Origin of the sequence: Bacteroides sp. AN502(2024) (genome assembly GCF_041227145.1) — a bacterium.
GTDB lineage: Bacteria > Bacteroidota > Bacteroidia > Bacteroidales > Bacteroidaceae > Bacteroides.
This window is the reverse complement of record NZ_JBGFSP010000003.1, coordinates 3,651,181-3,677,921: the sequence shown is the minus strand read 5'-3', so window position 1 is coordinate 3,677,921 and position 26,741 is coordinate 3,651,181. Positions and strand designations below refer to the sequence as shown.

The following is a 26,741-nucleotide window of genomic DNA, read 5'->3' as shown; positions in this document are numbered from 1 at the left end:
TTTCACAAGAACCTGTCTATGCTCCCGGTAATAATAATGCCAACAGCCACCCGAATAAAGACAGCCGAACAATACCTACACATAGTTAAAAGCACGATAGTTTTTCATTCCTTTTAGGTATTTCCCCTTTTTATACTTCCCTATACCTTTGCAACCTAACAGATACACGAACAGATTATCATTCCAAATGCCTCATCAAGGTATCGGCTTTATCGGAACTGTTTCAATTAATCTTGCAGATTTGTTCAGACTATAAAATGATTAAACTACATACAAAGCTAAAATAAGAGAAATGAAAAAGAAAAGTAAAATCATCTTAGGCGTATGCATCGTCGTCGCATCCCTGATAGGGGTATCTGTATGGAATACCTGGTTCAGTCCTACAAAGATTGTCTTCATCAACTTCCAGACCATGCAGCAGGGAAGTATATCGAAAGCCAATGACAATTCATCCATCAAACTCAGTGAAGTATCGCTCGACAACCTCGACCGCCTGAGCGGTTACGACATGGTATTCATCAACGGAATGGGGCTGCGAATCATTGAGGAACAACGTCAACAGATACAGCAGGCTGCCGACAAAGGTATCCCTATATATACTTTCATGGCTACCAACCCGGCCAACAACATTTGTACTTTAGACAGTGTACAACAAAATCTGATACAAGATTATCTGATCAACGGAGGAAAAAACAACTACCGGAATATGCTGAATTACATCCGTAAAGCTATTGACGGCAAAATCTATTCCATACCGGAAGTAGAAGCCCCGGCAGAAAGCCCCAGCGACATGCTCTACCACGCCGGACTTACGAATCCGAATGATGAACTGGAATTCCTCACCGTGACAGATTACGAAAAATTCATGAAGGACAACCATCTTTATAAAGAAGGAGCACGTAAAATCATGATTACCGGACAAATGGCTGATGCTACCGGACTTATTGAAGCGCTTGAGAAAGAAGGCTACCATGTTTATCCGGTTCAGTCAATAACGAAACTTATGTCGTTCATTGACGAAGTGCAGCCCGACGCAATCATCAACATGGCACACGGGCGCATGGGAGACAAAATGGTGGATTATCTGAAATCTAAGAACATCCTACTTTTTGCTCCACTCACAATCAACAGTCTGGTAGATGAATGGGAGAAAGATCCGATGGGAATGGCAGGAGGATTTATGTCGCAAAGTATCGTGACTCCGGAAATCGACGGTGCCATCCGTCCTTTCGCTCTCTTTGCACAATACGAAGACGAAGAAGGATTGCGCCATTCGTATGCAGTACCCGAACGCTTGAGGACTTTCGTATCCACAATCAACAAATATCTGAATCTGCATACCAAGCCGAACAGCGAGAAGAAGGTAGCCATCTACTATTATAAAGGTCCCGGACAAAATGCACTGACCGCTGCCGGTATGGAGGTGGTTCCTTCCTTATATAATCTTCTGGTCCGCATGAAACAGGAAGGGTACCACCTATCCGGTCTGCCTGCAAATGCAGAAGAACTGGGTAAAATGATACAGGCTCAAGGTGCTGTGTTCAACTCCTACGCAGAAGGTGCCTCTAACGACTTTATGCAAAAAGGAGATCCCGAACTTATCACCAAAGAGCAATATGAAAGTTGGGTAAAAGAGTCACTCCGCCCTGAAAAATATCAGGAAGTGGTGGATGCCTTCGGCGAATTCCCCGGCACTTATATGACGACCCAAGACGGCAGATTGGGGATTGCCCGTCTGCAATTCGGGAATGTAGTCTTACTGCCACAATACGCTGCCGGAAGCGGTGCCAACTCCTTCCAAGTGATTCATGGCACCCATATGGCTCCTCCCCATGCTTATGTTGCCTCCTATCTATGGATGCAACATGGCTTCAAAGCCGACGCACTGATCCATTTCGGTACACATGGAAGTCTTGAATTCACTCCCAAAAAGCAAGTGGCATTGTGCAGCAACGACTGGCCGGATCGCCTGGTAGGAGCCGTTCCGCACTTCTACATCTACTCTATTGGCAATGTGGGTGAAGGAATGATAGCCAAGCGCCGTTCTTATGCCACCATACAGTCGTACCTCACTCCTCCTTTCCTTGAAAGCAGCGTGCGTGGCATTTATCGGGAGTTGATGGAAAAAATCAAGATTTACAATAACTCTCACAAAAAGAATAAAGCTCAGGAATCATTGGCTGTCAAGACGCTGACTGTGAGAATGGGAATTCACCGCGATTTAGGTTTGGACAGCATTGCCAACCAACCCTATACGGAAGATGAAATAGCCCGTATAGAAAACTTTGCAGAAGAGCTGGCTACGGAGAAAATCACCGGACAACTCTATACAATGGGAGTTCCGTATGAATCGGAACGAATCACTTCTTCGATCTATGCAATGGCTACAGAACCCATCGCGTACAGTCTGCTGACCCTTGACAAGCAACGCGGTAAAGCCACAGACGCCGTCAGCAAGCACCGCAGCCTCTTTACCGAACAGTATCTGACTCCTGCCCGCCAGCTGGTAGAAAAATTACTTGCCAATCCTGCACTGGCTACAGATGAACTGATTTGTCGCACTGCCGGTATCACCGCGCAGGAACTATCCAAGACCCGTCAAATAGAAGCTGACCGCAATGCTCCCAAAGGCATGATGGCCATGAGGATGGCTGCTATGGGAGAAGCTCCGAAAGAATACAGCAAAGAAGAAATCGAGCTGGCACTTGCCATCGCCGAAGTTGAACGTACAATCAAGAATATAGGCAACTACAGGAACGCACTTCTGACAAGTCCCGAAGAAGAGTTAAACAGTCTGATGAATGCATTAAAAGGCGGATACACCGTTCCTACTCCCGGAGGTGATCCGATTGCCAATCCGAATGCTTTGCCAACCGGACGTAACATGTATGCTATCAATGCCGAAGCAACTCCGACAGAGTCCGCTTGGGAAAAAGGCATCGCTTTAGCCAAGCAAACGATTGATACCTACAAGCAACGTCACCATGATTCAATCCCGCGTAAAGTGAGCTACACGCTCTGGTCTTCCGAATTTATAGAAACCGGTGGGGCCACCATTGCTCAGGTACTGTATATGCTGGGAGTAGAACCTATTCGTGACACATTCGGTCGTGTCAGTGATTTAAAACTGATTCCTTCAGCCGAACTGGGACGTCCGCGTATCGACGTAGTAGTTCAGACGTCCGGACAGCTCCGTGATATCGCCGCTTCCCGCCTCTTCCTCATCAACCGTGCGGTAGAAATGGCTGCAGCGGCAAAAGACGACAAGTTTGAAAATCAGGTAGCCATCGGTGTGGTAGAAGCAGAAAGAGTGTTAACCGAAAAAGGTGTCAGTCCGAAAGATGCGCGCGAAATGGCTTCTTTCCGGGTGTTCGGAGGTGCTAACGGCATGTATGGCACAGGAATTCAGGGAATGGTGGAATCCGGTGACCGTTGGGAAAGCGAATCGGAAATCGCAGCTACTTACCTCAACAATATGGGAGCCTTCTACGGTGACGAAAAGCAGTGGGAAGTCTTTCAGAAATTTGCTTTTGAGGCAGCATTAAGCAGTACCGATGTGGTCGTTCAGCCCCGACAAAGCAACACATGGGGAGCATTGAGCCTCGACCACGTATACGAATTCATGGGAGGTATGAATCTTGCCGTACGCAATGTGACCGGTAAAGACCCGGACGCTTATCTGAGCGACTACCGGAACCGCAACCACATGAGAATGCAGGAACTTAAAGAGGCAGTCGGTGTGGAAAGCCGTACCACGATTCTGAATCCTACCTATATCAAAGAGAAAATGAAAGGCAGTTCTTCCGCTGCAAACGAGTTTGCCCAGACTGTAACGAATACGTATGGCTGGAATGTGATGAAACCTGCTGCCATCGACAAGGAACTTTGGGACGACCTATATGATGTGTATGTCGAAGACAAATACGAACTGAACGTAAAAGAGTTCTTTGAAACACAGAATCCCGCAGCTTTACAGGAAGTGACTGCCGTTATGATGGAAACTGCCCGCAAAGGATATTGGAAAGCTTCTCCGGAACAACTCTCCCATATTGCCCGGTTGCATACAGACCTTGTCAGACAGTTTGGTCCTTCGGGCAGCGGATTTACCGGAGACAATGCCCCATTGCAGCAGTTCATCGCTTCCCGAGTAGACGCTCAAACCGCAGCCGACTACAACAAACAACTCAAACAGATGAACCAGGGCACCCCGTACGGGGAAGCAGCCAAAGGAGGCATGATATTGAAAAAACAATCGAGCGATGCCGTACAGGGAGCACAGGAAGAGAAAAACTCGCTGAACGGAGGTCTTATCGCAGGTATCGTCTTAGTCATATTTATTGTCATGCTGCTGATACTTAAAAAGAAACGGAAAAAGTAAGGTAATATGGAGTTAGTCATTCACATATTAATGCTGTTTATCGTCATCAACTGCAGCTTCAAGCTTAGTTTTTGGCAACTTTGGCAAACCGTAATATACAGCCTGATTGCCGGTCTTTTTGTGACCGGCATCTGGCAGTATGCCATTCTCCAGTCAAAGACACAGATCGCTGATTATCTGCAGAACACGGAAGCATTGCAGAACATGGCCATTATCATAACGCTTGAGTCAGCACTTTGTTTCGGCTATTGCATGGCTTTCCTGCGTGGACTTTATGGCAAGAAGCATGTATGGTGGGCAGAATTACTTCGCTGGTATCCCAGTCTGTTGCTCTTCCCCGTATTATTCTATTGTCTCACGGAAGCTATCTTCTTGCTACCCGGCGTAGGCTTTTCAGTGACAGCCTGGTCGCTGGCAGGGATAGTGACCGTCGTCCTCCCATTGTTAAGCCGGTTGATGAGGTATCTTGTACCTGAAGACGATCTCCGGTTGGAAGTTCATTTCCTGGTCAGCCTGTTCATCTGCATCCTCGGACTACTGACCACTGTCAATGGAAAAACAACCTATGCCGCCACCGAAGCGGCGCTCAACTGGAAAGCTATACTCTTGTCCATCGGGCTGTTCGTTGTCCTGTTTCTTATCGGATTTGCCTGGAACAAGTTGAAATGGCCTTTATTACAACGTAGAGCATTAAAAAAGAAGTAAAATCAATTCATAAAAAAAGATATATGGAACTCATTTCTAAATTATTATTCTGGGTAGCCAACAGTTTACTGATACCCGACATCATTATTTTGCTGTGTCTGTTCGTTCGCTCTCTTATCTTGATCGGAGGCACCTACAACATGTACATGACCAAACGTAAAAATGACAAAGCACTGGACCCACTCATTAAAGATGCGCGGATAGAGGTTCTGAAAGCGACGTTGCCCGACAAAGACAATTCACTATATATGAGTTATCTTCGCGATCTGCTCCACCATCCCGCCAGTGCGGATTACTCAGACTTCCTGATAACCCAATTCGAGAATGAAGCGGAGAAAGATGTGTCTCTTTCTAAAATGCTGGCTAAGATAGGTCCGGTTCTCGGATTGATAGGCACATTGATTTCCATGAGTCCGGCACTCGTAGGACTTTCTACAGGCGACATCTCCGGAATGGCATATAATATGCAGGTAGTATTTGCAACGACTGTTGTGGGGCTGGTGATTAGTGGCGTAGGATTGATATCCATGCAGTTCAAACAACGTTGGTATGCCAAAGATGTCAACAACCTCGATTATGTATCAAGAGTATTAAACGAAACGAACGGAGAAGGAGAACCCAACCATGAAAAGAAATAGAAGAGTCAGCAAATTCCTCAAAGAAGAGGATACCGACCCGCTAAGTGTAGTCGTAAACCTGTTCGACGTGGCGATGGTATTTGCCGTGGCATTGATGGTAGCCATGGTGATGCACATGAATATGACGGAAGTTTTCGGACAGGAAGACTTCACCATCGTGAAGAATCCCGGTAAGGAGAATATGGAAATCATCTCCAAGGAAGGAAAGAAAATCAATACATACAAACCTTCCGGTCAGAAAGAGGAGGATACCGGGAAAAGAGGAAGAAAAGTGGGAATAGCCTACGAACTGGATAACGGTGAGATTATTTATGTTCCGGAATAACCATGAACAAACAATAAGAGTGTGTCAAAATTCCTTTTTGAGGAAATTACCCCTGCTATAGCTATGTGTGGCAGGGGTGAATCTTTATATTTAGGCATTATGACACACCCTCATTCAAATTTTACCGAAGCAAAACAAGGCCGCTTTATTGTTTTTAAAAAGCTGCAGGCGTTTTGCAAGCGTGCGAAATCGTTTCTAAAAGTCTGCGGACGTTTTGCAGGCGTGCAAAATCGTTTCTAAAAGCCTGCGGACGTTTTGCAGGCGTGCAAAATCGTTTCTAAAAGTCTGCGGACGTTTTGCAGACGTGCAAAATCGTTTTTAAAAGCCTGCGGACGTTTTGCAAGCGTGCAAAATCGTTTTTAAAAGTCTGCGGACGTTTTGCAGACGTACAAAATCGATTTTTAAAACCTGCGGACGTTTTGCAGACGTACAAAATCGATTTTTAAAACCTGCGAGCGTTTTGCAGACGTGCAAAATCGTTTTTAAAAAGCTGCGGGCGTTTTGCAAGCGTGCAAAATCGATTTTTAAAAGCCTGCGGACGTTTTGCAGACGTGCAAAATCGTTTCTAATGCGAATTCGATATAATTGAATAAATATATCCCTGAATAAAAGAGCTGTTTTAGTTAAAAAAGAGAAACAGGACCGCATGCTTCGGAAAATAGACTATCTTTGCTCCAATCGGATACACATTGTCTCGGATAAACTAAAAAAAAACAGAATGGGAAACTTTATCAATCCGTTTACGGATGTAGGATTTAAAAAAATATTCGGGCAGGAGATAACGAAAGACTTGTTGATCGATTTCTTAAACGGATTGCTTGTGAACGAGAAGTGTATCACCGATATAACCTTTCAGGACAAGGAATTGCTTCCGGAATACATGGGAGACAGAGGGGTTATCTATGACATTTATTGTACGACGGAAAACGGTGAACAACTGGTTGTCGAGATGCAGAACAAGCAGCAGACGAACTTCAAGGAGCGTGCCCTTTTTTACCTCTCCCATACCATTGCCCGTCAGGGAGAGCGGGGTATTTTCTGGAAGTTTGACTTGAAAGCGGTGTACGGTGTGTTTTTCTTGAACTTCAGTCTGCCAAACGGTTCCCACAAACTGCGTACGGATGTGATATTGGCCGACCGGGACACGCATGAGACATTCTCAGACAAGTTGCGCTTTATCTTTATCGAACTCCCGTCTTTCAACAAAGAGGAGTCGGAATGTGATACGGATTTTGAACGTTGGATTTATGTATTGAAGAACATGGAAACATTGAAAAGAATGCCTTTCAAGACACGGAAATCAGTCTTCGAGAAGTTGGAAAAGATTGTCGATATCGCTTCCCTGAGCAAAGAAGAACGCATGAAATACGATGAGAGCATCAAGGTGTTTCGTGACCAACTGGTTACGATTTCATTTGCGGAAGAGGAAGGAATGAAGAAAGGCATAGAGAAAGGTCGGAAGGAAGGCATGAAGAAAAGAGTTTGGAAATTGCCCGTAATCTAAAGAAACTAGGTATTCCCGTTACCACTATCTCGCAGGCTTCCGGACTTTCCATAGACGAGATTGAAAGAATCTGATAATAAGTAACCACCCGATTACTTTCACCTTCCCAACAGATTCACCCGCTATGCCCGTCCTAGGAATTTGGGTAATTGGATAAATCAGGTTCTTTTTTAGGATACTCTTTAATCTCTTGAGATGGATTACCGGCAACTCAACCGGCAACTTACTATTTGCTGATTGTATATCACCTTAAATTAAGACAATATAGGAACAAAAAAACAAACGCCGGAGGAAATCAGAGAAAACAATCTTTTTTTAGTAGTTTGCTATTATTCAACATATTAGTATCAGATACAACTAAAAGAAAAGAGCCATATCATTTATTTGACATGACTCTTTCCCTTACATTCTACAAATAGACAATTATTCGTAAGTAATTGTTATAGTAGTTGGCATGACTGACATATCGTCTGCCCCCTCCATTGATACAGAAGTCAAATATCCTTGATCATCTTGGGTACATTTCAAGAGATGTTCCTGTTCTGCCCCATCGACAAAGCTCTTCAATAGATTTACACTCTTCTCACCGGAAAGCCCCAAAAGCTCAGCATAAAAGATTTCTCGATTCACATCATTAGACATTAAATAAGAAAAACATTTAGCGATATCGATTCCCTTCACTTTCTTATCTTCGTCATAAACAAATGAATCATCTCCCACTTTAATGGCATTATCTTTTTGCCATTCCAAAGACAAACTGACTTTTGAGCTACTTTCTCGTATCATTTCCGACAATTGATTATCCTTATAAAAGCAGAAGGGTCCCCCTCTTTCAATGCTTTCACTATCCGACTATTATTTAGCTCTTCCAACATGACAGTTTGTCTAAAAAAAAAGGAAATACCGAGCAAAGTTACTAAAATTAACCTTATAAACAATATTTTTGTATCTTTTTTTCGTCAAGAGAGCATTTTATATGCAACCGTATCTAATAAATACCACAAAAAACAAGCCACCGAAATGAGTCACTCATTCCGATGGCTTATCCCCTTTAAACACCTTTAAACAAAATGAAAATATGCCTCATTTACTAACTAAACTAACTAACCCTCGAGGCATATTCTTAAGAGACTGTCGCACCAACCTCTTTTTATCCTAGACGAGCTTTCGCGCTCTAATCCTATTTACGGGCTTCGGCGATATAACCGAGAGCTTCTTCACATTTGGCAGTTACATAAGCCCAGTCTTCTGCTGCCACCTTATCTTTCGGGAACAGTTTAGAGCCCATACCTACGCAGAAGGCACCCGCTTTGATCCATGCAGTCAGGTTTTCCTTGGTAGGTTCTACCCCACCTGTCACCATCAGCTTAGACCATGGCATCGGAGCCATCAGGCCTTTTACGAAGTTTGTTCCATACACATCACCCGGGAATACCTTGCAAAGATCGCAACCTACTTCCTGTGCAAAACCCACTTCCGATACAGAACCGCATCCCGGAGTGTAAGCTACCGAACGGCGGTTACATACCTTAGCGATTTCAGGGTTGAACAACGGACCTACTACGAAGTTAGCACCCAGTTGCAAGTACATGACAGCAGTAGCCGGATCAACGATAGAACCGATACCGATTGCCATTTCAGGACATTCTTTTGCTGCGAACTTAACGATTTCTGCAAATACCTCCTGTGCGAAGTCACCACGGTTTGTAAATTCGAAAGCACGAACCCCACCGTCATAACAAGCCTTTACTACTTTCTTTGCCACTTCTGCATCTTTGTGATAGAATACAGGAACCATTCCTGTAGAGCCGATCTTATTCAATACGGCTATTTTATCGAATTTTGCCATTTTATTATTTACTGATTTAAAATGAATTGGTTTTTCAAACTCTCAACTCTCTATTTTCAACTCTCAACTTATCTCTGTACGCGACCGCTTGCGTCACCACCGGCCAATGCTTCCACTTCCTCTGCAGAAACAAGGTTGAAGTCACCATTGATAGTATGCTTCAAGGCAGACGCAGCAACTGCAAATTCAAGAGCTTCTCCCTGGTTAGGTTTAGTCATCAAACCATGGATGATACCACCGGAGAAAGAATCGCCACCACCTACGCGGTCGATAATCGGGTTGATATCATACCGTTTTGAAGTATAGAACTCTTCACCGTTGTAGATCATAGCTTTCCAACCGTTGTGAGTAGCGGAGAAAGATTCGCGCAAAGTAGAAACGACATATTTGAATCCGAACTCTTTCATCATCTGCTGGAAGATACCTTTGTAACCTTCAGCATCTGTGTGGCCTGCCTCAACGTCAGCATCCGGTTTGAAGCCCAGGCAAAGTTCCGCATCTTCTTCGTTACCGATACATACGTCTACATACTTCATCAACGGTTTCATGATAGACTGTGCTTTTTCCTTCGTCCACAGTTTCTTACGGAAATTCAAGTCGACAGAAACAGTTACGCCGTGACGTTTTGCGGCTTCACAAGCCAGACGAGTCAATTCGGCAGCCTTGTCAGAAATAGCCGGAGTGATACCAGACCAGTGGAACCAGTCGGCACCTTCCATGATGGCATCAAAGTCGAAATCAGCAGCGTCAGCTTCAGCAATAGCAGAGTGAGCGCGGTCATAGATAACCTTGCTAGGACGCATAGAAGCACCCGTTTCCAAATAATAGATACCTACACGATCGCCACCACGAGCAATAAAGTCTGTCTTTACGCCATATTTACGCAATGCGTTGACAGCGGACTGACCAATTTCATGTTTCGGTAATTTGGTTACGAAATAGGCGTCATGTCCGTAGTTGGCACAGCTTACTGCCACATTCGCTTCACCCCCACCATATACTACATCAAAAGAATCAGATTGAACAAAACGGGTATTACCCGGAGTTGATAATCTAAGCATGATTTCGCCTAATGTAACGACTTTCTTTCCCATAATCTTATGTTTTAAATTCTAAGTTATTAATAGTATGAACTTTCAATTTATCATTTCAGTCCTATTTTATAGGTTAACTCTCTGAATACATGAATATTATTCCATAAAATAGTCTGTATTACGCACCTTTCGTGTACGGGCACAAAGATACAAAAATTTTCGTAATTACAAAAATTGTTATATATTTGTATCGAAAATATTAAGATTATTATTGTGTGCGAGCACAAAAACCTCTATAAATAAAGGTTACCGTATGAATAAATTGCCCGAAAGGATCAGAATCAAAGACATCGCCCGTCTAGCGGATGTATCAGTGGGAACAGTAGACCGCGTTATTCACGGACGCAGTGGAGTATCGGAGGCCAGTAAGAAACGCGTAGAAGAAATTCTGAAGCAGCTTGACTACCAGCCCAATATGTACGCCAGCGCTCTGGCTTCCAACAAGAAGTACACGTTTATATGCCTTTTGCCTGAGCATTTGGAAGGCGAATACTGGACGGCCGTAGAAATCGGAATTCATGAAGCTATCGCTACCTATTCGGATTTCAACACCTCGGTGAAAATCAATTATTACGATCCATACGATTATCATTCATTCGTCAATGCCAGCGAAGCCATCCTGGCCCTGCAACCGGACGGAGTGATGGTAGCTCCCACTGCTCCGCAATACACGAAAGGATTCACCGATCAGTTGCAGGCGCTGGATATACCTTATATATATATAGACTCAAATATCAAGGACGTCCCTCCCCTCGCCTTCTTCGGTCAGAACTCACGCCAAAGCGGATACTTTGCCGCACGGATGATGATGTTACTGGCACGGGATGGGAAAGAAATCGTTATTTTCCGTAAAATACATGAAGGAATTGTAGGATCTAATCAACAAGAGAACAGAGAAATCGGTTTTAGGCAATATATGAAAGAATATCACCCGTCGTGTACCATACAGGAACTTGACTTGCATGCCGAATGCAACGACGAGGATAACGAGATGCTGGATGAATTCTTCCGTACCCACCCGATGGTTAAGAACGGAATCACCTTCAACTCGAAAGCCTACATCGTTGGCGAATACCTGCAAAGCCGTGGAAAGAAAGACTTCAATCTGATAGGCTATGACCTTCTGGAACGGAATGTCACTTGCCTGAAAGAAGGAAGCATCTCCTTCCTCATCGCCCAGCAGCCTGAACTGCAAGGAGCCAATGGTATCAAAGCTCTATGCGATCACCTTATTTTCAAGAAAGAAGTGACCCGTATCAACTATATGCCCATTGATCTGTTAACAGTAGAGACAATAGACTATTACCATAGCAAGTAACAACAAAGTACAACTATACACGTACATCACATGGAAACAAAGTATTTAAGAATTAATCCTGCCGACAACGTTGCTGTTGCCATTGTTAACCTCCCGGCAGGAGAGCATCTTTCTATAGATGGCATTGAGATTACATTGAACGAGGACATTCCCGCCGGACACAAATTCGCATTGAAGAATTTCGCGGAAGGTGAAAATGTAATCAAGTACGGTTACCCGATCGGACATGCCCGAATGGCAAAGAGACAGGGCGACTGGATGAACGAAACGAATATCAAAACCAACCTCGCCGGATTGCTGGAATATACCTACAACCCGATTCAGGTCTCTTTGGATATTCCTCGCAAAGATCTTACATTCAAAGGTTATCGTCGCAAAAACGGTGATGTAGGTGTAAGAAACGAGATATGGATTATCCCGACCGTGGGTTGTGTAAACGGTATCGTCGGACAATTGGCCGAGGGACTGCGTCGCGAGACTGAAGGCAAAGGCGTGGATGCCATCGTTGCTTTCCCGCACAACTACGGCTGTTCACAACTTGGTGACGACCATGAAAATACGAAGAAGATTCTTCGCGATATGGTGCTTCATCCCAATGCAGGAGCAGTGTTGGTAGTAGGTTTGGGATGCGAAAATAACCAACCGGATGTATTCCGCGAATTTTTAGGTGAATACGATGAAGAGCGCGTCAAATTCATGGTTACCCAAAAGGTAGGCGATGAATATGAAGAAGGCATGGAAATCCTGCGCGGTTTGTATGCAAAAGCTTCTAAAGACGAACGCAGCGATGTGCCCCTGTCCGAACTGCGTGTGGGATTGAAGTGCGGTGGTTCCGACGGCTTCTCCGGCATTACGGCAAACCCATTGCTGGGTATGTTCTCCGATTTTCTGATTGCACAAGGAGGTACAAGTGTACTGACCGAAGTTCCGGAAATGTTCGGTGCAGAAACAATCCTGATGAACCGTTGTAAAAATAAAGAGCTGTTTGAACAGACTGTCCATCTGATTAATGACTTCAAAGAATACTTCCTGTCACATGGAGAGCCTGTCGGTGAAAACCCGTCTCCAGGCAACAAAGCCGGGGGTATCTCTACCTTGGAAGAAAAAGCACTGGGATGCACCCAAAAATGTGGAAAGAGCTATGTATCCGGTGTGATGCCTTACGGCGAACGTTTACAGAGAAAAGGACTCAACCTGCTTTCTGCTCCGGGCAATGACCTGGTGGCAGCCACCACTCTTGCGGCAAGCGGATGTCACATGGTACTTTTCACCACCGGACGTGGAACGCCATTCGGCACTTTTGTTCCGACCATGAAGATTTCCACCAACTCGACTTTGGCTAACAACAAACCGGGATGGATTGACTTCAACGCAGGGGTCATCCTGGAAAACGAACCGATGGAGAAGACTTGCGAACGCTTCATCGATTACGTCATCAAAGTGGCAAGCGGCGAGTTCGTCAATAACGAAAAGAAAGGTTACCGTGAAATTGCTATTTTCAAGACAGGTGTAACCTTGTAAGCAGTTCTTTTTTTCTGATACAGCAACATATACGGAGTTAAAAGATACGCCGTTAACACCATAGAATTGCTATCCCCTACTCAACAAGAAGTTGAACGGGATAGCAATTTTTTTGTATCATACCATATCAAAGCCTCATCATCAAAATATTCAAGCAAAAGTTTGTTCATCTCACATTTTTTGTTTTACTTTGCATCACAAAGTACTTTTTATATGAACAAAGACAAAGCAATAGAATCAGTGAATGAGATAAAAGAGTTGATGGAAAAGTCTTCCAAGTTTATCTCTCTAAGTGGTCTCGCTGCAATTATGGCGGGCATCTACGCATTAGTGGGGGCATATATCGCCACACAAGTTATTACGCCGGGCACTCATTTAATTGTCGCCCTTGAATTAATGGCCATCATAGCCTCGCTCGTATTGGTAGCTGCTGCGGTCACCACCTGCATCCTGTCCTATTACAAATCCAAGAAGACAGGACAAAAACTTTTCAGCCGCCTCACGTATCGGGCATTGTGGAATTTCTCTCTTCCGATGCTGACCGGAGGCATTTTATGCATTTCCATCCTTATGCGCGAGTATTATGACATCCTGGCTTCCATCATGCTTTTATTTTACGGACTGGCACTGGTCAACGTTTCCAAGTTTACTTATTCCAGCATCGCATGGCTAGGTTATGCTTTCATTTGCCTGGGCGTTGCAGATTGTTTTTGGACAGGTCATTCACTCCTGTTCTGGACCATCGGTTTCGGCGGTTTCCACATCCTCTATGGCATATTGTTCTACTTACACTACGAAAGAAAGAGGTCATAAATGATAGAAGCATTCCAATATATTAATAAGGCATTCGAAAGCAAGGTCCGACTAGGTATCATGGCTGTTCTGATGGTTAATGAGGAAGCTGACTTCAATTTTCTGAAAGAGCAGCTCTCTCTGACAGACGGCAATCTTGCCAGCCATACCCGTGCCCTAGAAGAACTGGGATATATCGTATGCAACAAAAGTTTTGTCGGACGAAAGCCACGAACCATTTTTCAAGCAACCCTGCAAGGCAGAGAAGCTTTCAAATCTCATATTGAAGCCTTGGAGAAATTTCTAAAATCAAAATAAACAATTCATCAAAAACCTACGGCTTATGAACGATTTCAATGAAAATTCAAATGAGCAACAGGTGCAGCAACCTATAGGATGCCTCCACCGTTTCTCCAAAACAATCAAAGTGGTCATCATCGGATTATTAATTCTTCTACTAATGATACCGATGTTCATGATTGAAAATCTTATTTCCGAACGGGGACGAACCCAGGAAGAAGCTATCAACGAGGTAAGTGAAAAATGGAGTCTGGCACAGACCATCACCGGTCCCTACCTGAATCTACAGTATTCGGTTGTCACTGAAAACAAAAACGATAAAAAGGTTTCCATCAAAGACTTGATACTTTTTCCCGACGAACTGATGGTCAGCGGACAACTAAAGACTGAAATTCTGAAAAGAAGTATCTATGAAGTCAATGTATATCAATCGGAACTGACATTGAAAGGGTCATTCAGTTCGGAAGAATTGAAAAAGAGCAGAATAGATATGGGACAATTGCAGTTTGACAGGGCGGCTATTTGCCTGAATCTGAACGACATGCGGGGTATCAGCGAACAAATCAGCATCACTTTGGGAGATTCTGTCTACCTATTCGAACCGGGTATGGACAACAGAGGAATTGATAACACCGGAGTTCATGCAATTGCAGACTTATCGGAGTTGAAACGGAGTAAAAAACTGCCTTATGAAATAAAAATCAAACTGAAAGGTTCGCAGTCACTCAACTTTATTCCATTGGGTAAAACAACCCGTGTAGATCTGAAGGCCAACTGGAGTACGCCCAGCTTTACCGGCAACTATCTGCCTAACAACCGGAATATTACCGAGAAGGAATTTTCCGCACAATGGCAGGTTTTAAATTTGAACCGGAATTACTCACAGGTGATGGTTGACTACAACAACTCGAACATTCAGGACATCGAGAACTCCAGCTTCGGTGTTAACTTCAAGATTCCGGTGGAGCAGTACCAGCAGTCCATGCGTTCTGCCAAATATGCCATTCTGATTATCTTACTGACTTTCGGAGTGATTTTCTTCACCGAAATGATGAATAAGACCCGTATTCATGCCTTGCAGTATTTATTGGTAGGACTGGCGCTCTGTCTATTCTACAGTTTACTTCTCTCCTTCTCCGAACACATCGGATTCAATCCTGCCTATTTACTATCTGCCGCACTGACCATTACACTGGTAGGCGGATATATGTTCGGAATCACCAGGAAAAAGAAACCGTCACTGATCATGTCCGTCTTGTTGGCTATACTCTATATTTATATCTTTGTTCTTATCCAACTGGAGACTTTCGCATTGTTGGCAGGTAGCTTAGGACTGTTTATCATTCTGGCAATAGTGATGTATTTCTCAAAGAAAATAGACTGGTTCAATGAGTAACCGGCTTTTCTTCAGAAATACTCGACAATGGCTTTTTCCTTATTTTTGAGAAAACAAAAGGAATCAATCCTACAAATATATTAATTATAAAAAGGAGAAACCGATTGGCAGAGTTAAACAGGAGCTATTTTACTTCTCCTAACGGGTTGAAAAGTATATAAGTATCTGCAACACTGCAACAATATCTATATAATTCACTAATAAACAAATAGTTAAAGTGTTGCAGATACCTGTTGCAGATGATGGCAGATACCCTTTATCTGCAACAGGGTATAAACAACAAATCTTACCTTGTACATGCTTTAATCTATATATGACATGCCGGTTTCCTACGTTGAAACTACAGTTTCTCTGTATGGAAACTGACATAAACGTAGATATACAGTCCTTTCTCTAAGGAGAAAGCTTTTCTCAACTGCATGATGTATGTGGCAGATAAAGAGTATCTGCCATCATCTGCAACAGGTATCTGCAACACCTTAACTATTTGTTTATTAGATAATTACATCGATAATGTTGCAGTGTTGCAGATACTTGCACACTTTTCAACTTTATTGTTATGAGAAAATCGCACGAATCAGCTCAATACCGTGTGGATTAGTTTATTTCTACGGTAAAGGTATAAATGAGATATTTGATAGATACTAATATCTTTTGAAAAAAGAACAGATGCAGACTTATGCGCGATTAGAAATCAATTTTGAATTCTATCGCAATCAAGGACTTGATCTGATATTCAATAAAAAATAAAGCACACGCTATACATGTATTCGCCGGTGTTCTAAAATAGTATTCATATTCTCCAGCGCCCACCCTACCAGTCCTTCAATATGAGGAATCAGAGTTCTGCCTGTTTCCGTCAAGTTATATTCCACACGGGGAGGCACTTCCGCATATACTTTCCGTTCCACCAATCCGTCGGACTCAAGTGTACGGAGAGTTACCGTCAACATTCTTTGAGAGATATCCTCTATTGTCTTATGAATATCACTGAAACGCATAGTTCCGTTTGCATTCAACGTAATAAGCACCAGCATCGACCACTTGTCTCCTAAGCGGCTGAGTACATCTCTTACCGGACAATTTCCTGTCGGATGAAAGTTTTTCATTCTTTAACGTTTTGTATTTTATTGAGTCTGAGTAATAGTTACCTCTATGTAACTTCCTTATTTTCAAATACGTTCTTGCATTACTCAAACAAGAAAGATACATTTGCATCACAAAAGTAATCAACTTACGAATAATAACAATTGTTTCATTTAAATAATTATGATGATGGCAAAAAGAGTTGCAGTTTTAGCAGTGAATCCGGTAAATGGTTGTGGACTATTCCAATATTTGGAAGCATTTTTCGAGAATGGTATTTCATATAAAGTATTTGCCGTATCGGATACGAAAGATATTAAAACTAATTCAGGTATCAGCCTGACAGTAGATGACGTAATCGCTAATCTGAAGGGGCACGAAGATGAATTCGATGCACTCGTTTTCTCGTGTGGCGATGCAGTGCCTGTATTTCAGCAGAATGTCGATAAGCCTTATAATGTAGACTTGATGCAAGTCATTAAAACTTTCGGAGAGAAAGGGAAAATGATGATCGGACATTGTGCCGGCGCAATGATGTTTGACTTTACCGGTATAACCAAAGGGAAAAGACTGGCAGTCCACCCATTAGCCAGGCCGGCCATTCAAAACGGAACAGCTACCGGTGAGAAATCAGAGATAGACGGTAACTTCTTTACCGCACAAGACGAGAATACCATTGGGACAATAATGCCACAGGTTGTCGAAGCATTAAAATAAGGAAACGACTCCTGCAAAAAGGAAGTATCCCTTCCGTTACCGGCAGGACAAAAAAATAAGGAGGCTGTCTAACAAGTCCTATTATAACGATTTCACCCCTGCCGGAATATACTTTGGCAGGGGTGACTTCTAATTCCTGAGAACTGTCAGACAGCCTCTTTTTATAAGACTCAATAATTAATGATTATTGCACATCCCACCAGATACGCCCTTCGGTACGGTCAGTGCCGGCACCATATTTGGTATCTTGTTTCAGCATTTCGACAGCTTTATTATAATTGTCAATATTCAACGTATTGGGTGTGCCCAGTGAGTTACGACGCGGAATGATCAAATCCACACCTGCATCCTTAATCGTTTCCAAGAAAGCCACTCCGTTTGCCGGCACCGGCTCATCCTTGAATGCGGGCAGACCGGTACGTTTCCACGTAGCCCACATTTCTTCGGGTTGCATATAAAGATTGATCCACTGCTGGGATATAATCTTTTCGAGAGTAGCTGTCTGGAACTCAGGACGTGCCAGATATGCAGTAATCTTCTCATCCGTAACGGGGTTGTAAGTAGGAGAATTCTCGGCTGTCTGAGCTACTACATACATCTTTGTCGCCCAGTTGCGATATTGCTCGATAGAAGCACGGATCCCCTCGCGATACCATGCATCGGCATTCTTTCCTGCCACGGCAGCACCCTTCTTCAAAGCAATTTCCGCCAACATCAGGCAAGTTTCCGGATAAGTGAGAATCGGAGTGAAACATCCGATCTTATCTTGGTTTATTTCATACTCTATAGCCTCGATGGCACGTCCCGGCATATTGTTGTTACCGTTGCGACCACCGTTCTTCACGAAGTAACGGCCTTCTGCCTGAGAATGCATACGGATTTCCAAGTTAGCCTGGGTACCGTCTTCCTTGGTGTAAGGCAGTGTCAAATACGCATTTTTATTAAATTCCTCGTTCGACTTGTCCGGATTGGCAGACATGCCGACATAACGACCCGTAAACTGCGCATACTCTTCCTCATAGTTGTCATACTCCTTTTTGAATGTTTCAAACCACTCGTCATTCTCTTTATTGTTGTTGCCCGGACCGAATCCGTTGGGACGAACCATAATAGGCAGACGGGGGTCATCGTATGCCTTCAGATAATTAACGAAAGCGGCAGAAGCGACATAATTGCTGGTAATGTTCTGAATATCATCCGTTACGTTGTTGTAGTCATTCGGATGATTGTAAATACAGGATTCTTCATGGTTGGAGATAATATTATTGGCAGATGTCAGCACTTCGTTGATGACACTTTCATAGAAAGCCTTGTCTGCCTTCTCCAGACGTTGAGCCATCTTTACACGCAAAGTGTTACCAAACTTGATCCATTTTTGTATGTCACCGAAATAGAAGAAGTCGTTGTTGCCCAAATTCTGTTGGTCGGCATTGGAAGCGTTCAATAAGTCGATGGCACCTTTCACCTCTGCATCAATTTTCTTGTACATCGGTGTGCCATCTATACTTTCCTGATAAAGGTCGTAACGCGGCGTACGAATGCCTTCGTTTGCATCACGGAACGCTTCCGTAATCGGAGCAGCTCCATAGGTGTCGAGCAACAACCACTGTTCGTAATTCAACAGAATCTGCGCAACCGCCTTTACGTCATTGTAACGCTCGGGAGTGGCATCTTGCGGGATGACCGTATGAATCAAATAGTCCAGACGCAATCCGAAACCTCCGAATCCGTCGCCATTGGCGTTGTAATAGAAGCTATATGCCGGTCCGTAAGGTTGGGGGCGTTCGTTCTGTTTGGCCAATGAAATGTACGAACCTGCACTTGCCCCTCCCGACGATACCAGATATTGCATATAGATCATGGTTCCGCTATACTTTCCGGTCAGATGAGAACGGCTGCAATTGTTGAAGTTGAGAGTGGCTCCGGTAAATACGTTGCGGGGATCTGTAGTTCCCAACTGTTCAGGGTCGGTGTTCAAATCCTGAAACTCACTCAAGCAGCTTGTCAGCATGAGTGTGGAACAAATTCCGATGTATAAGTATTTTAATGTCTTCATAATTTGTCATTCTTGATGTTATTAGAATCTTACAGTTAAATTGAAAGCGTATGTGCGATAGAACGGCACACCACCGATATCCATAGGCTGCAACGGGTTATTATTGGAGATAGCTGCCGGGTTCAATCCGTCTGTCAGTTTGTTGATGATGTAACAGATGTTACGGGCAGTGAATCCTAAGCGCAGGTAATTGGCACCAAACTTCTTGCAGAATTTTTCAGGCAGACGATAGCCCAAAGTGATTTCACGCAAGCAGAACCAAGTGTTGTCCTGAATAGAACCCGGCATAGCAGGCATACCCCAACCGTAGTTCCAAGCATACCAAGATCCTGTCATTACCGGACGGATGTTCTTCTGTTCTACTGCGTCTTTGTAAGTCATTCCGCCAACGTCTACCAATTCGCCTACACTACCGTCGGGATTCTGTACGGGTGCTTTTGAACCTTCGGCAAAGACAGCATCGAGCATCAGTCCGTCGTAAACCGTCTCACCTTTGTAGTTGATGCGCTTGATACCGCCATGTTCCTTGTCACGACCTTGCAGGGTGGATTTTAAAGTACCTTGAGGAATTGAATATTTCCACATGTTAGAGAAGTAGTTTCCACCGAAACGTCCGTCACCCTGAATGTATAAATCGAAATCCTTGTAAGAAAGCGAAGTATTCAAACTCAATGTGAAGTCGGGTTCCACCTTACCCAAGATATGACGCTCACGATCACCTTCTTCATTGCGCTGATAGTAAGTCACCGGTGAATACATGGAAACAGAATTGGGCTTAGCATATTCCTGTTCGTACTGGATGACCATCTTTCCGTTTCTCGGATCACCATTTTCGCCCTGCCATGTCACGATAGGAGACATATAGGAACTGTTCTCATAAGAAGTCAGCACACCAAACTTGCCACCTTCGTATGCCCAGATTTCGGGTGCGGCATCGTAACCACCCATCAACTGCCATTCTTTCACTTCATTGTCAAGTTCAACCACTTTACCACGGTTCACAGTCAAGTTTCCACCCAAGCTCCAACGCCAGTCTTTGGTACGGATAGGAGTAGCATCAATTTGCAACTCGATACCTTGGTTCTGGATATTACCGGCATTAATCAGTTTTGAACTTGCACCTGATTCTGCCACGGAACCCACCTTCATAATCTGGTTGTAAGTGTTGGTCTTATAGTAGGCAAAATCCACATTCAAACGTTCGTCGAAGAAACGGAGGTCGAAACCGAGTTCGATAGATTGCTGGATTTCAGGTTTCAAATTGTTGTTGTAAGCTGTTCCCAAGTTGGGGTTGGCAGACAAAACGGAACCGCTGCGGTCGGGCAGATAGATGGAATTCTGATTAAACACACCGTAACCTTGTGCTGTAGAGTATGCCTTTGTACCCATACCTACACGGGCAAGAGAGGCACGTAGCTTACCAAATGAGAACCATTCCGGAATTTTGTCTCTGAACGTGTCGGTAAATACCCATGAAGCATTGGCAGAGGGATAGAACACCGAGTAGTTGTTTTTACCGCCTACCACGTATGAGGGATAAGTCAATGTAGACAACCAGTCGTTACGGGCAGTCAATTCCAAGAACAACTGGTCTTTCCAGCCTAAGTTGACGATGCCCGAGATACCGAACGTCTGTTCGTTACGCGGAGTGTAGTTGAAATTAGGTTCAATCTTGTTCTTTGAGTTGGAGAAAGAGAAGACACCCGGCACTACCAGACCGCCGTTAGTCGACTTGTTCCAAGAATGCTTTTCTGTGTTTCCGTACAACTCGGCTGCAGCGATGGCAGAAACGGTAAAGTCCTGATCGGCAATCTTGAATGCCTGTTCGGAGAGTTGGAGCATACCCATGAAGTTGTAATTACCTTCCGTGCTTCCACCACGTCCGTAACCACCTGAACCTGAAGGACCATAGTTCTCACCCGTACCACACCAACGGTCTTCCGTGCTGATACTGTAATAATTGTAGTTGGCCTTCACGCTACTGGTCAGCCATGGCGTAATCTTGGCACGCAGCGTGATGTCGGAAAGCAACGAATTTTCGTTGCGTTGTTTCATCTGCGTGTCACGCGTATGGAAATAACTACTCAATGTGCCGTATGTCGTGCTGCGTACCGCATGCGTGTCAGGGTCGCGATATTGATCGTAATGTGCGCCTATATCGTAGTTACGCGGCAGGTTATAGGCAGTGATCATACCCACGTTGTTTCCCCAATCCCAACCACCTTGGCTGGCGCCGTTCTTTGCAGAAGAGAAACCGTATTTCACACCCACCTCTACGGAGAATATTTTGTTCAGCTCCGTGTTTCCTTTGAATGCAATGTTGTGACGGCTGAAATCGTTGTTTTTAAACACACCCTTATTGCTGGTGTATCCGTAAGACACACGGAAAGAAGATTTCTCACCGCCACCACTGATAGCCACGTTGGTGGTATTGTTCACGCCTGTCTGATAGAACTCTTTCCAGTTGTCCTCATGCGCTACATAAGGAGTATCCTCTCCATTGGGCAGGTATTGGTTGAGCATCCGGCCATCCATTCGGGGACCCCAACTGGCTGAAGTCTTTTGCAGTGATCCGTCTGCCAGGAAGTCACCTTGATAACCGTTGTAAGTAGTACCTGCACCGTATACATTCTGCAATTCAACCGGTGATTTATACACGTTTGTAAACTCTACAGTCTGGTTTACTTCTACACCGATTCCCTGTTTACCGTACTTGCCTCCCTTGGATACGATTACGATAGCACCGTTGGCACCACGCGAACCGTAAAGCGCTGTAGCGGCAGCACCCTTCAGCACGGTCACGCTTTCATAGTCGGCAGGATTCAGGTTCTTCAACTGAGACCCCCAGTCTGTACCGGCCAGATTGCCCGTCATGGCTTCTTGGATAATCATGCCATCAATAACGAAAATCGGTGAATTGTTTTTATCTACTGATTTAGCTCCACGAATGGTAATAGAAGAGGAAGAAGTGATACCGGACGCACCACCTGCATTGATTTGCACACCTGCTACTTTTCCTTGTAATGCGTTTACAGGGTTTACGACATTGGCACGGGCGATCTCCGTGGTCGATACGCGGGAAGTGGCATATCCCACCGATTTGGCTTGTTTAGGCAATCCCAAAGCTGTCACCACCACTTCTTGCAAAGTCTGCGAGTCGTCTTTCAGGACAATGTTCAAAGGTTGTCCATTCCATGTGACTTCTTGCGTCTGATAACCCACGAACGAGATTTTGATAACATCCCCTTTATTTACGTTCCTTAAAGAGAAGTCTCCGTCGATACCTGTAATCGTACCGTTTGTAGTACCTTTGACTATCACAGATGCCCCAATAACGGTTTCACCTTTAGTGTCCTTTACAATACCTGTACAAGTACTGCTTTGCTGTGTGATTTTCACATCGTCGGCTTCCGCACCGGAAACTGCGTATGCCATCCCACTGGAAGCCCCCAGGAGGAACAGCACCATACTGACTGATTTAAGTCGTTTTAACATAACTGTACTTTTTAAAGTTTACTGAAAAAACATAATCCCGTATATTGAATTACTTTGAAATTATGTTCTTTTCGATTTAATTTAGATTAACGGCGTAAATATATTATTTATTTAATAAACAAAAAACAATTTATTAAAAAAATTTATTCTCTTCCCCCATTTTTAACAATTCCAGGCGGACATTGAAAAGATTAGATGAAGATAAAGAGATAATAAAAATCAGACAATATTGTAAAAAATTAAAGCATATACCTTAAAACATGCATATAAAGAAGTTTTTTCGTACTTATGCATTTTCTTACTATCTTTGCAGCCCGATAATCCCTACCACATCAAATTATGACTGAAGAAAAAATACAGAATGAACATCCCGGAAATTGGTGGGCATTGAGTCCGTTACTCGTATTCCTCTGCCTCTATCTGGTGACTTCCATCCTCGTCAACGACTTTTATAAAATGCCCATTGCCGTGGCTTTTCTTGTCTCTTCCTGTTATGCCATCACCATTACGCGTGGCTTGAAACTGGACCAGCGTATCTACCAATTCTCGGTAGGAGCTGCCAATAAGAACATCCTCCTGATGGTATGGATATTCATTCTTGCCGGAGCTTTTGCACAATGTGCCAAGCAAATGGGGGCAATCGATGCCACCGTCAATCTGACACTACATATTCTCCCGGATAATCTGCTGCTGGCCGGCATCTTTATTGCAGCCTGTTTCATCTCTTTATCCATCGGAACCAGCGTGGGAACTATTGTTGCTCTCACTCCCGTTGCTGTAGGACTGGCAGAAAAGACGGAGATAGCACTCCCTTTTATGGTGGCTGTCGTAGTCGGCGGTTCTTTTTTCGGAGATAATCTGTCGTTTATTTCAGACACCACCATTGCTTCTACCAAAACCCAGGAATGTCTAATGCGTGACAAATTCCGGGTAAACTCTATGATAGTGGTTCCGGCAGCCATCCTTGTGCTAGGCATTTATATCTTTCAAGGATTATCCATTACTGCTCCTACTCAAGTGCCAGCCATCGAATGGATCAAAGTGATACCTTATATAATAGTATTAGGAACAGCCATTGCAGGAATAAATGTGATGCTTGTACTTATAATAGGTATATTGACAAGCGGCATCATCGGGATCGCTACCGGCAGCTTCGGAATCTTCGATTGGTTCGGTGCCATGGGGACGGGAATTACAGGCATGGGAGAATTGATTATCATCACTCTACTGGCTGGAGGTATCCTCGAAACCATCCGTTATAATGGTGGTATCGATTTCATCATCCGGAAACTCACTCGCCACGTCAATGGTAAAAGAGGAGCTGAACTAAGCATCGCCGCTCTGGTTAGCATCGCCAATTTATGTACTGCCAACAACACGATTGCCATCATCACAACCGGACCGATAGCCAAAGATATTGCCATAAAATTCCATCTCGACCGAAGAAAAACAGCCAGTATCCTCGATACGTTCTCCTGCCTGATACAAGGAATTATCCCTTATGGAGCACAGATGTTGATTGCAGCAGGACTTGCCAATATCTCCCCTATCAGTATTATCGGCAATCTCTATTATCCGTTCACAATGGGAGCATGCGCCTTACTCGCTATTCTATTCCGCTATCCGAAACGATATTCGTAAAAAAGAAACGAAATGTTTGTCAATCAAAAGAAAAGCCGTATCTTTGTGCCCGCTATTACGAGATAATAGCATAATTCAAATCAATCATTAAAAACATTTATTTAAAATGGCAACTAGAATCAGATTGCAAAGACACGGACGTAAAAGTTACGCGTTCTATTCAATTGTAATTGCAGACAGCAGAGCACCACGTGATGGTAAATTTATTGAGAAGATTGGTACTTACAACCCAAATACCAATCCTGCTACAGTAGATTTGAATTTCGACGCTGCATTGGCATGGGTACTGAAAGGTGCACAGCCAAGTGACACAGTACGTAACATTCTTTCTCGTGAAGGAGTTTACATGAAAAAACATCTTCTGGGCGGTGTAGCAAAAGGCGCATTCGGAGAAGCTGAAGCCGAAGCTAAATTCGAAGCTTGGAAAAACAACAAACAGTCAGGTTTGGCTGCTTTGAAAGCTAAACAAGACGAAGCTAAGAAAGCAGAAGCGAAAGTACGTCTGGAAGCAGAAAAGAAAGTCAACGAAGTGAAAGCAAAAGCACTCGCAGAAAAGAAAGCCGCTGAAGCTGCTGAAAAAGCTGCTGCTGAAGCTCCCGCAGAAGAAGCTGCAACTCCGGCTGAAGAAGCCCCTGCAACAGAAACTGCTGCTGAATAAATTCCAGCAGATTCCGAATAAGAAATCAGGGAAAAGCTATAAGAGGCTATCTAACAAGTCCTATTTTAACGATCTCACCCCTGCCAGAATATGCTTTGGCAGGGGTGACTTCTACATACTGAGACCTGTTAGACAGCCTCTTTTTTGTTACTTTATGCTATAAAACATAGCAAATAATGATTCTCCTTCAGAATAAAATGCCTTTCTTTGCATCAGCATAGTTCAGCACAGTATTACATATTTTCCAGCATGAAACGAACTGATAAAAAGGCAACATTCGGACAACAGTCGAGCAAGGTTACGCAACTGGCGGATGCACTTAGCCAAGCGATCTCTAGGAAAGAGTTTCTTGAAAGAGATTCTCTGCCCTCCATCAATCAGCTAAGCGCCCAATACAGAGTATCACGCGACACCGTTTTCAAGGCTTTCCTTGATTTACGCGAACGAGGACTGATCGACTCCACTCCCGGAAAAGGATATTACGTAACGAGCCAGGTGACCAATGTTTTATTGCTGCTCGACCAGTACACACCTTTCAAAGAAGCATTATACAATAGTTTCGTCAAACATTTGCCTATTAATTATAAGGTAGATTTATTGTTTCATCAATACAACGAACGGTTATTTAACACCATCATCCGGGAGTCCGTAGGAAAATACAACAAATACATCGTGATGAATTTCGATAACGAGAAATTCAGCACAGTTCTAAATAAAATTAATTCCACCAAATTGCTACTTCTTGATTTCGGTAAATTCGGAAAAGAGAAGTATTCATATATTTGTCAAGATTTCGATGAATCTTTCTATCAGGCACTGCATTTGCTCAGGGAAAGGCTGAGAAACTATCACCAACTTGTTTTTCTGTTTCCCCGAAGCTTGAAACACCCTCAAAGCAGCAAGGAATATTTCACCCGTTTCTGCCAGGAACAAGGATTCCTTTGTGAGGTACAGGAAGACATCGAGCATCTGACAATACGCAAGGGAGTTGCCTACATTGCTATCAAGCAACAAGATGTGGTAAAGGTAGTGAAACAAGGCAGATTGGAAGGACTGAAATGCGGAAAAGATTTCGGCTTGTTGGCATACAATGATATTCCTTCTTACGAAGTGATTGACGAAGGAATAACCTCATTGAGTATTGACTGGGAAATGATGGGAAACGAAGCCGCTAATTTCGTTCTTAATAATGTAACGGTACAAAAGTTCTTGCCGACAGAAGTAAGACTTCGAAAGTCGCTTTAATTTTTTTGTAATATAATCAGCAC

20 protein-coding genes and 1 pseudogene are annotated in these 26,741 nt (G+C 43.7%); 15 read left to right on the top strand and 6 right to left on the bottom strand.

Annotated elements, in window-relative coordinates; genetic code table 11:
* Positions 1-292: 292 nt before the first annotated feature.
* The 6 genes and pseudogenes from AB9N12_RS14475 to AB9N12_RS14450 all read left to right on the top strand — a co-directional run bounded on the left by AB9N12_RS14475 (position 293) and on the right by AB9N12_RS14450 (position 7,624).
* The gene (locus AB9N12_RS14475; protein ID WP_369892715.1) at positions 293-4,378 is read left to right on the top strand and encodes a cobaltochelatase subunit CobN; all 4,086 of its coding nucleotides are present in this window, start codon (positions 293-295) and stop codon (positions 4,376-4,378) included.
* Between the two features lie 6 nt (positions 4,379-4,384).
* Positions 4,385-5,083: a hypothetical protein gene (locus AB9N12_RS14470; RefSeq protein ID WP_369892714.1), complete on the top strand. Its 699-nt coding sequence runs from the start codon at positions 4,385-4,387 to the stop codon at positions 5,081-5,083.
* 23 nt (positions 5,084-5,106) lie between these two features.
* Complete coding sequence (locus AB9N12_RS14465; protein WP_369892713.1) at positions 5,107-5,721, top strand: MotA/TolQ/ExbB proton channel family protein; 615 nt, start codon at positions 5,107-5,109, stop codon at positions 5,719-5,721.
* Positions 5,708-6,046, top strand: coding sequence for a DUF2149 domain-containing protein (locus AB9N12_RS14460; RefSeq protein ID WP_369892712.1), 339 nt, complete (start codon positions 5,708-5,710; stop codon positions 6,044-6,046). The genes AB9N12_RS14465 and AB9N12_RS14460 overlap by 14 nt, the downstream gene beginning before the upstream one ends.
* Before the next feature lie 21 nt (positions 6,047-6,067).
* A complete protein-coding gene (locus tag AB9N12_RS14455; RefSeq protein ID WP_369892711.1) occupies positions 6,068-6,286 on the top strand; it encodes a hypothetical protein in 219 nt (72 codons plus the stop codon).
* Positions 6,287-6,764: 478 nt separating this feature from the next.
* Positions 6,765-7,624: pseudogene (locus AB9N12_RS14450) on the top strand (Rpn family recombination-promoting nuclease/putative transposase).
* A 349-nt stretch (positions 7,625-7,973) separates the two neighbouring features.
* Here AB9N12_RS14450 and AB9N12_RS14445 read toward each other — a convergent pair.
* The 3 genes from AB9N12_RS14445 to AB9N12_RS14435 form a co-directional block, all read right to left on the bottom strand.
* On the bottom strand, positions 7,974-8,336 hold the full coding sequence (locus AB9N12_RS14445) for a hypothetical protein (RefSeq protein ID WP_369892710.1): 363 nt from the start codon (positions 8,334-8,336) through the stop codon (positions 7,974-7,976).
* 394 nt (positions 8,337-8,730) lie between these two features.
* A complete protein-coding gene (locus AB9N12_RS14440; RefSeq protein ID WP_369892709.1) occupies positions 8,731-9,399 on the bottom strand; it encodes a bifunctional 4-hydroxy-2-oxoglutarate aldolase/2-dehydro-3-deoxy-phosphogluconate aldolase in 669 nt (222 codons plus the stop codon).
* 68 nt (positions 9,400-9,467) lie between these two features.
* A complete protein-coding gene (locus AB9N12_RS14435) occupies positions 9,468-10,493 on the bottom strand; it encodes a PfkB family carbohydrate kinase (protein WP_369892708.1) in 1,026 nt (341 codons plus the stop codon).
* A 253-nt stretch (positions 10,494-10,746) separates the two neighbouring features.
* On the opposite strand from AB9N12_RS14435, the gene AB9N12_RS14430 reads away from it, so the two are divergent.
* From AB9N12_RS14430 to creD, 5 genes are all read left to right on the top strand, one after another.
* Positions 10,747-11,811: a LacI family DNA-binding transcriptional regulator gene (locus AB9N12_RS14430; protein WP_369892707.1), complete on the top strand. Its 1,065-nt coding sequence runs from the start codon at positions 10,747-10,749 to the stop codon at positions 11,809-11,811.
* Between the two features lie 30 nt (positions 11,812-11,841).
* Entirely contained in the window at positions 11,842-13,332 is a 1,491-nt protein-coding gene (locus AB9N12_RS14425; protein WP_369892706.1) for a UxaA family hydrolase, read from the top strand.
* Positions 13,333-13,545: 213 nt separating this feature from the next.
* Positions 13,546-14,145, top strand: coding sequence for a hypothetical protein (locus AB9N12_RS14420; protein WP_369892705.1), 600 nt, complete (start codon positions 13,546-13,548; stop codon positions 14,143-14,145).
* Positions 14,146-14,442 carry a winged helix-turn-helix domain-containing protein gene (locus AB9N12_RS14415; RefSeq protein WP_369892704.1) on the top strand — a complete coding sequence of 99 codons (297 nt, stop codon included), beginning with the start codon at positions 14,146-14,148 and terminating at the stop codon, positions 14,440-14,442. It begins immediately after the preceding gene.
* Positions 14,443-14,467: 25 nt separating this feature from the next.
* On the top strand, positions 14,468-15,820 hold the full coding sequence (gene creD / locus AB9N12_RS14410) for a cell envelope integrity protein CreD (protein ID WP_369892703.1): 1,353 nt from the start codon (positions 14,468-14,470) through the stop codon (positions 15,818-15,820).
* Between the two features lie 758 nt (positions 15,821-16,578).
* Here creD and AB9N12_RS14405 read toward each other — a convergent pair.
* The gene (locus AB9N12_RS14405; protein WP_369892702.1) at positions 16,579-16,929 is read right to left on the bottom strand and encodes a winged helix-turn-helix transcriptional regulator; all 351 of its coding nucleotides are present in this window, start codon (positions 16,927-16,929) and stop codon (positions 16,579-16,581) included.
* Positions 16,930-17,095: 166 nt separating this feature from the next.
* On the opposite strand from AB9N12_RS14405, the gene AB9N12_RS14400 reads away from it, so the two are divergent.
* Positions 17,096-17,623 carry a DJ-1/PfpI family protein gene (locus AB9N12_RS14400; RefSeq protein ID WP_369892898.1) on the top strand — a complete coding sequence of 176 codons (528 nt, stop codon included), beginning with the start codon at positions 17,096-17,098 and terminating at the stop codon, positions 17,621-17,623.
* A 184-nt stretch (positions 17,624-17,807) separates the two neighbouring features.
* Here AB9N12_RS14400 and AB9N12_RS14395 read toward each other — a convergent pair whose 3' ends face one another.
* The gene (locus tag AB9N12_RS14395) at positions 17,808-19,679 is read right to left on the bottom strand and encodes a SusD/RagB family nutrient-binding outer membrane lipoprotein (protein ID WP_369892701.1); all 1,872 of its coding nucleotides are present in this window, start codon (positions 19,677-19,679) and stop codon (positions 17,808-17,810) included.
* A gap of 21 nt (positions 19,680-19,700) precedes the next feature.
* Positions 19,701-23,174 (bottom strand): SusC/RagA family TonB-linked outer membrane protein, encoded by a 3,474-nt coding sequence (locus AB9N12_RS14390; protein ID WP_369892700.1) that lies wholly within the window; start codon positions 23,172-23,174, stop codon positions 19,701-19,703.
* A 339-nt stretch (positions 23,175-23,513) separates the two neighbouring features.
* Here AB9N12_RS14390 and AB9N12_RS14385 point away from each other — a divergent pair, with 339 nt between their 5' ends.
* From AB9N12_RS14385 to AB9N12_RS14375, 3 genes are all read left to right on the top strand, one after another.
* Positions 23,514-24,815, top strand: coding sequence for a Na+/H+ antiporter NhaC family protein (locus tag AB9N12_RS14385; RefSeq protein ID WP_369892699.1), 1,302 nt, complete (start codon positions 23,514-23,516; stop codon positions 24,813-24,815).
* A gap of 106 nt (positions 24,816-24,921) precedes the next feature.
* On the top strand, positions 24,922-25,473 hold the full coding sequence (locus tag AB9N12_RS14380; protein ID WP_369892698.1) for a 30S ribosomal protein S16: 552 nt from the start codon (positions 24,922-24,924) through the stop codon (positions 25,471-25,473).
* 249 nt (positions 25,474-25,722) lie between these two features.
* Entirely contained in the window at positions 25,723-26,718 is a 996-nt protein-coding gene (locus tag AB9N12_RS14375; RefSeq protein WP_369892697.1) for a GntR family transcriptional regulator, read from the top strand.
* The last annotated feature ends 23 nt before the right edge of the window (positions 26,719-26,741 follow it).

Excerpts from the sequence above, each read along its gene's own strand:
- AB9N12_RS14475 (WP_369892715.1), top strand. The coding sequence starts at position 293 with ATGAAAAAGAAAAGTAAAATCATCTTAGGCGTATGCATCGTCGTCGCA.
- AB9N12_RS14470 (WP_369892714.1), top strand. The coding sequence starts at position 4,385 with ATGGAGTTAGTCATTCACATATTAATGCTGTTTATCGTCATCAACTGC.
- AB9N12_RS14465 (WP_369892713.1), top strand. The coding sequence starts at position 5,107 with ATGGAACTCATTTCTAAATTATTATTCTGGGTAGCCAACAGTTTACTG.
- AB9N12_RS14460 (WP_369892712.1), top strand. The coding sequence starts at position 5,708 with ATGAAAAGAAATAGAAGAGTCAGCAAATTCCTCAAAGAAGAGGATACC.
- AB9N12_RS14445 (WP_369892710.1), bottom strand. The coding sequence starts at position 8,336 with ATGATACGAGAAAGTAGCTCAAAAGTCAGTTTGTCTTTGGAATGGCAA.
- AB9N12_RS14440 (WP_369892709.1), bottom strand. The coding sequence starts at position 9,399 with ATGGCAAAATTCGATAAAATAGCCGTATTGAATAAGATCGGCTCTACA.
- AB9N12_RS14435 (WP_369892708.1), bottom strand. The coding sequence starts at position 10,493 with ATGGGAAAGAAAGTCGTTACATTAGGCGAAATCATGCTTAGATTATCA.
- AB9N12_RS14430 (WP_369892707.1), top strand. The coding sequence starts at position 10,747 with ATGAATAAATTGCCCGAAAGGATCAGAATCAAAGACATCGCCCGTCTA.
- AB9N12_RS14425 (WP_369892706.1), top strand. The coding sequence starts at position 11,842 with ATGGAAACAAAGTATTTAAGAATTAATCCTGCCGACAACGTTGCTGTT.
- AB9N12_RS14420 (WP_369892705.1), top strand. The coding sequence starts at position 13,546 with ATGAACAAAGACAAAGCAATAGAATCAGTGAATGAGATAAAAGAGTTG.
- AB9N12_RS14415 (WP_369892704.1), top strand. The coding sequence starts at position 14,146 with ATGATAGAAGCATTCCAATATATTAATAAGGCATTCGAAAGCAAGGTC.
- creD (WP_369892703.1), top strand. The coding sequence starts at position 14,468 with ATGAACGATTTCAATGAAAATTCAAATGAGCAACAGGTGCAGCAACCT.
- AB9N12_RS14405 (WP_369892702.1), bottom strand. The coding sequence starts at position 16,929 with ATGAAAAACTTTCATCCGACAGGAAATTGTCCGGTAAGAGATGTACTC.
- AB9N12_RS14400 (WP_369892898.1), top strand. The coding sequence starts at position 17,096 with ATGGCAAAAAGAGTTGCAGTTTTAGCAGTGAATCCGGTAAATGGTTGT.
- AB9N12_RS14395 (WP_369892701.1), bottom strand. The coding sequence starts at position 19,679 with ATGAAGACATTAAAATACTTATACATCGGAATTTGTTCCACACTCATG.
- AB9N12_RS14390 (WP_369892700.1), bottom strand. The coding sequence starts at position 23,174 with ATGTTAAAACGACTTAAATCAGTCAGTATGGTGCTGTTCCTCCTGGGG.
- AB9N12_RS14385 (WP_369892699.1), top strand. The coding sequence starts at position 23,514 with ATGACTGAAGAAAAAATACAGAATGAACATCCCGGAAATTGGTGGGCA.
- AB9N12_RS14380 (WP_369892698.1), top strand. The coding sequence starts at position 24,922 with ATGGCAACTAGAATCAGATTGCAAAGACACGGACGTAAAAGTTACGCG.
- AB9N12_RS14375 (WP_369892697.1), top strand. The coding sequence starts at position 25,723 with ATGAAACGAACTGATAAAAAGGCAACATTCGGACAACAGTCGAGCAAG.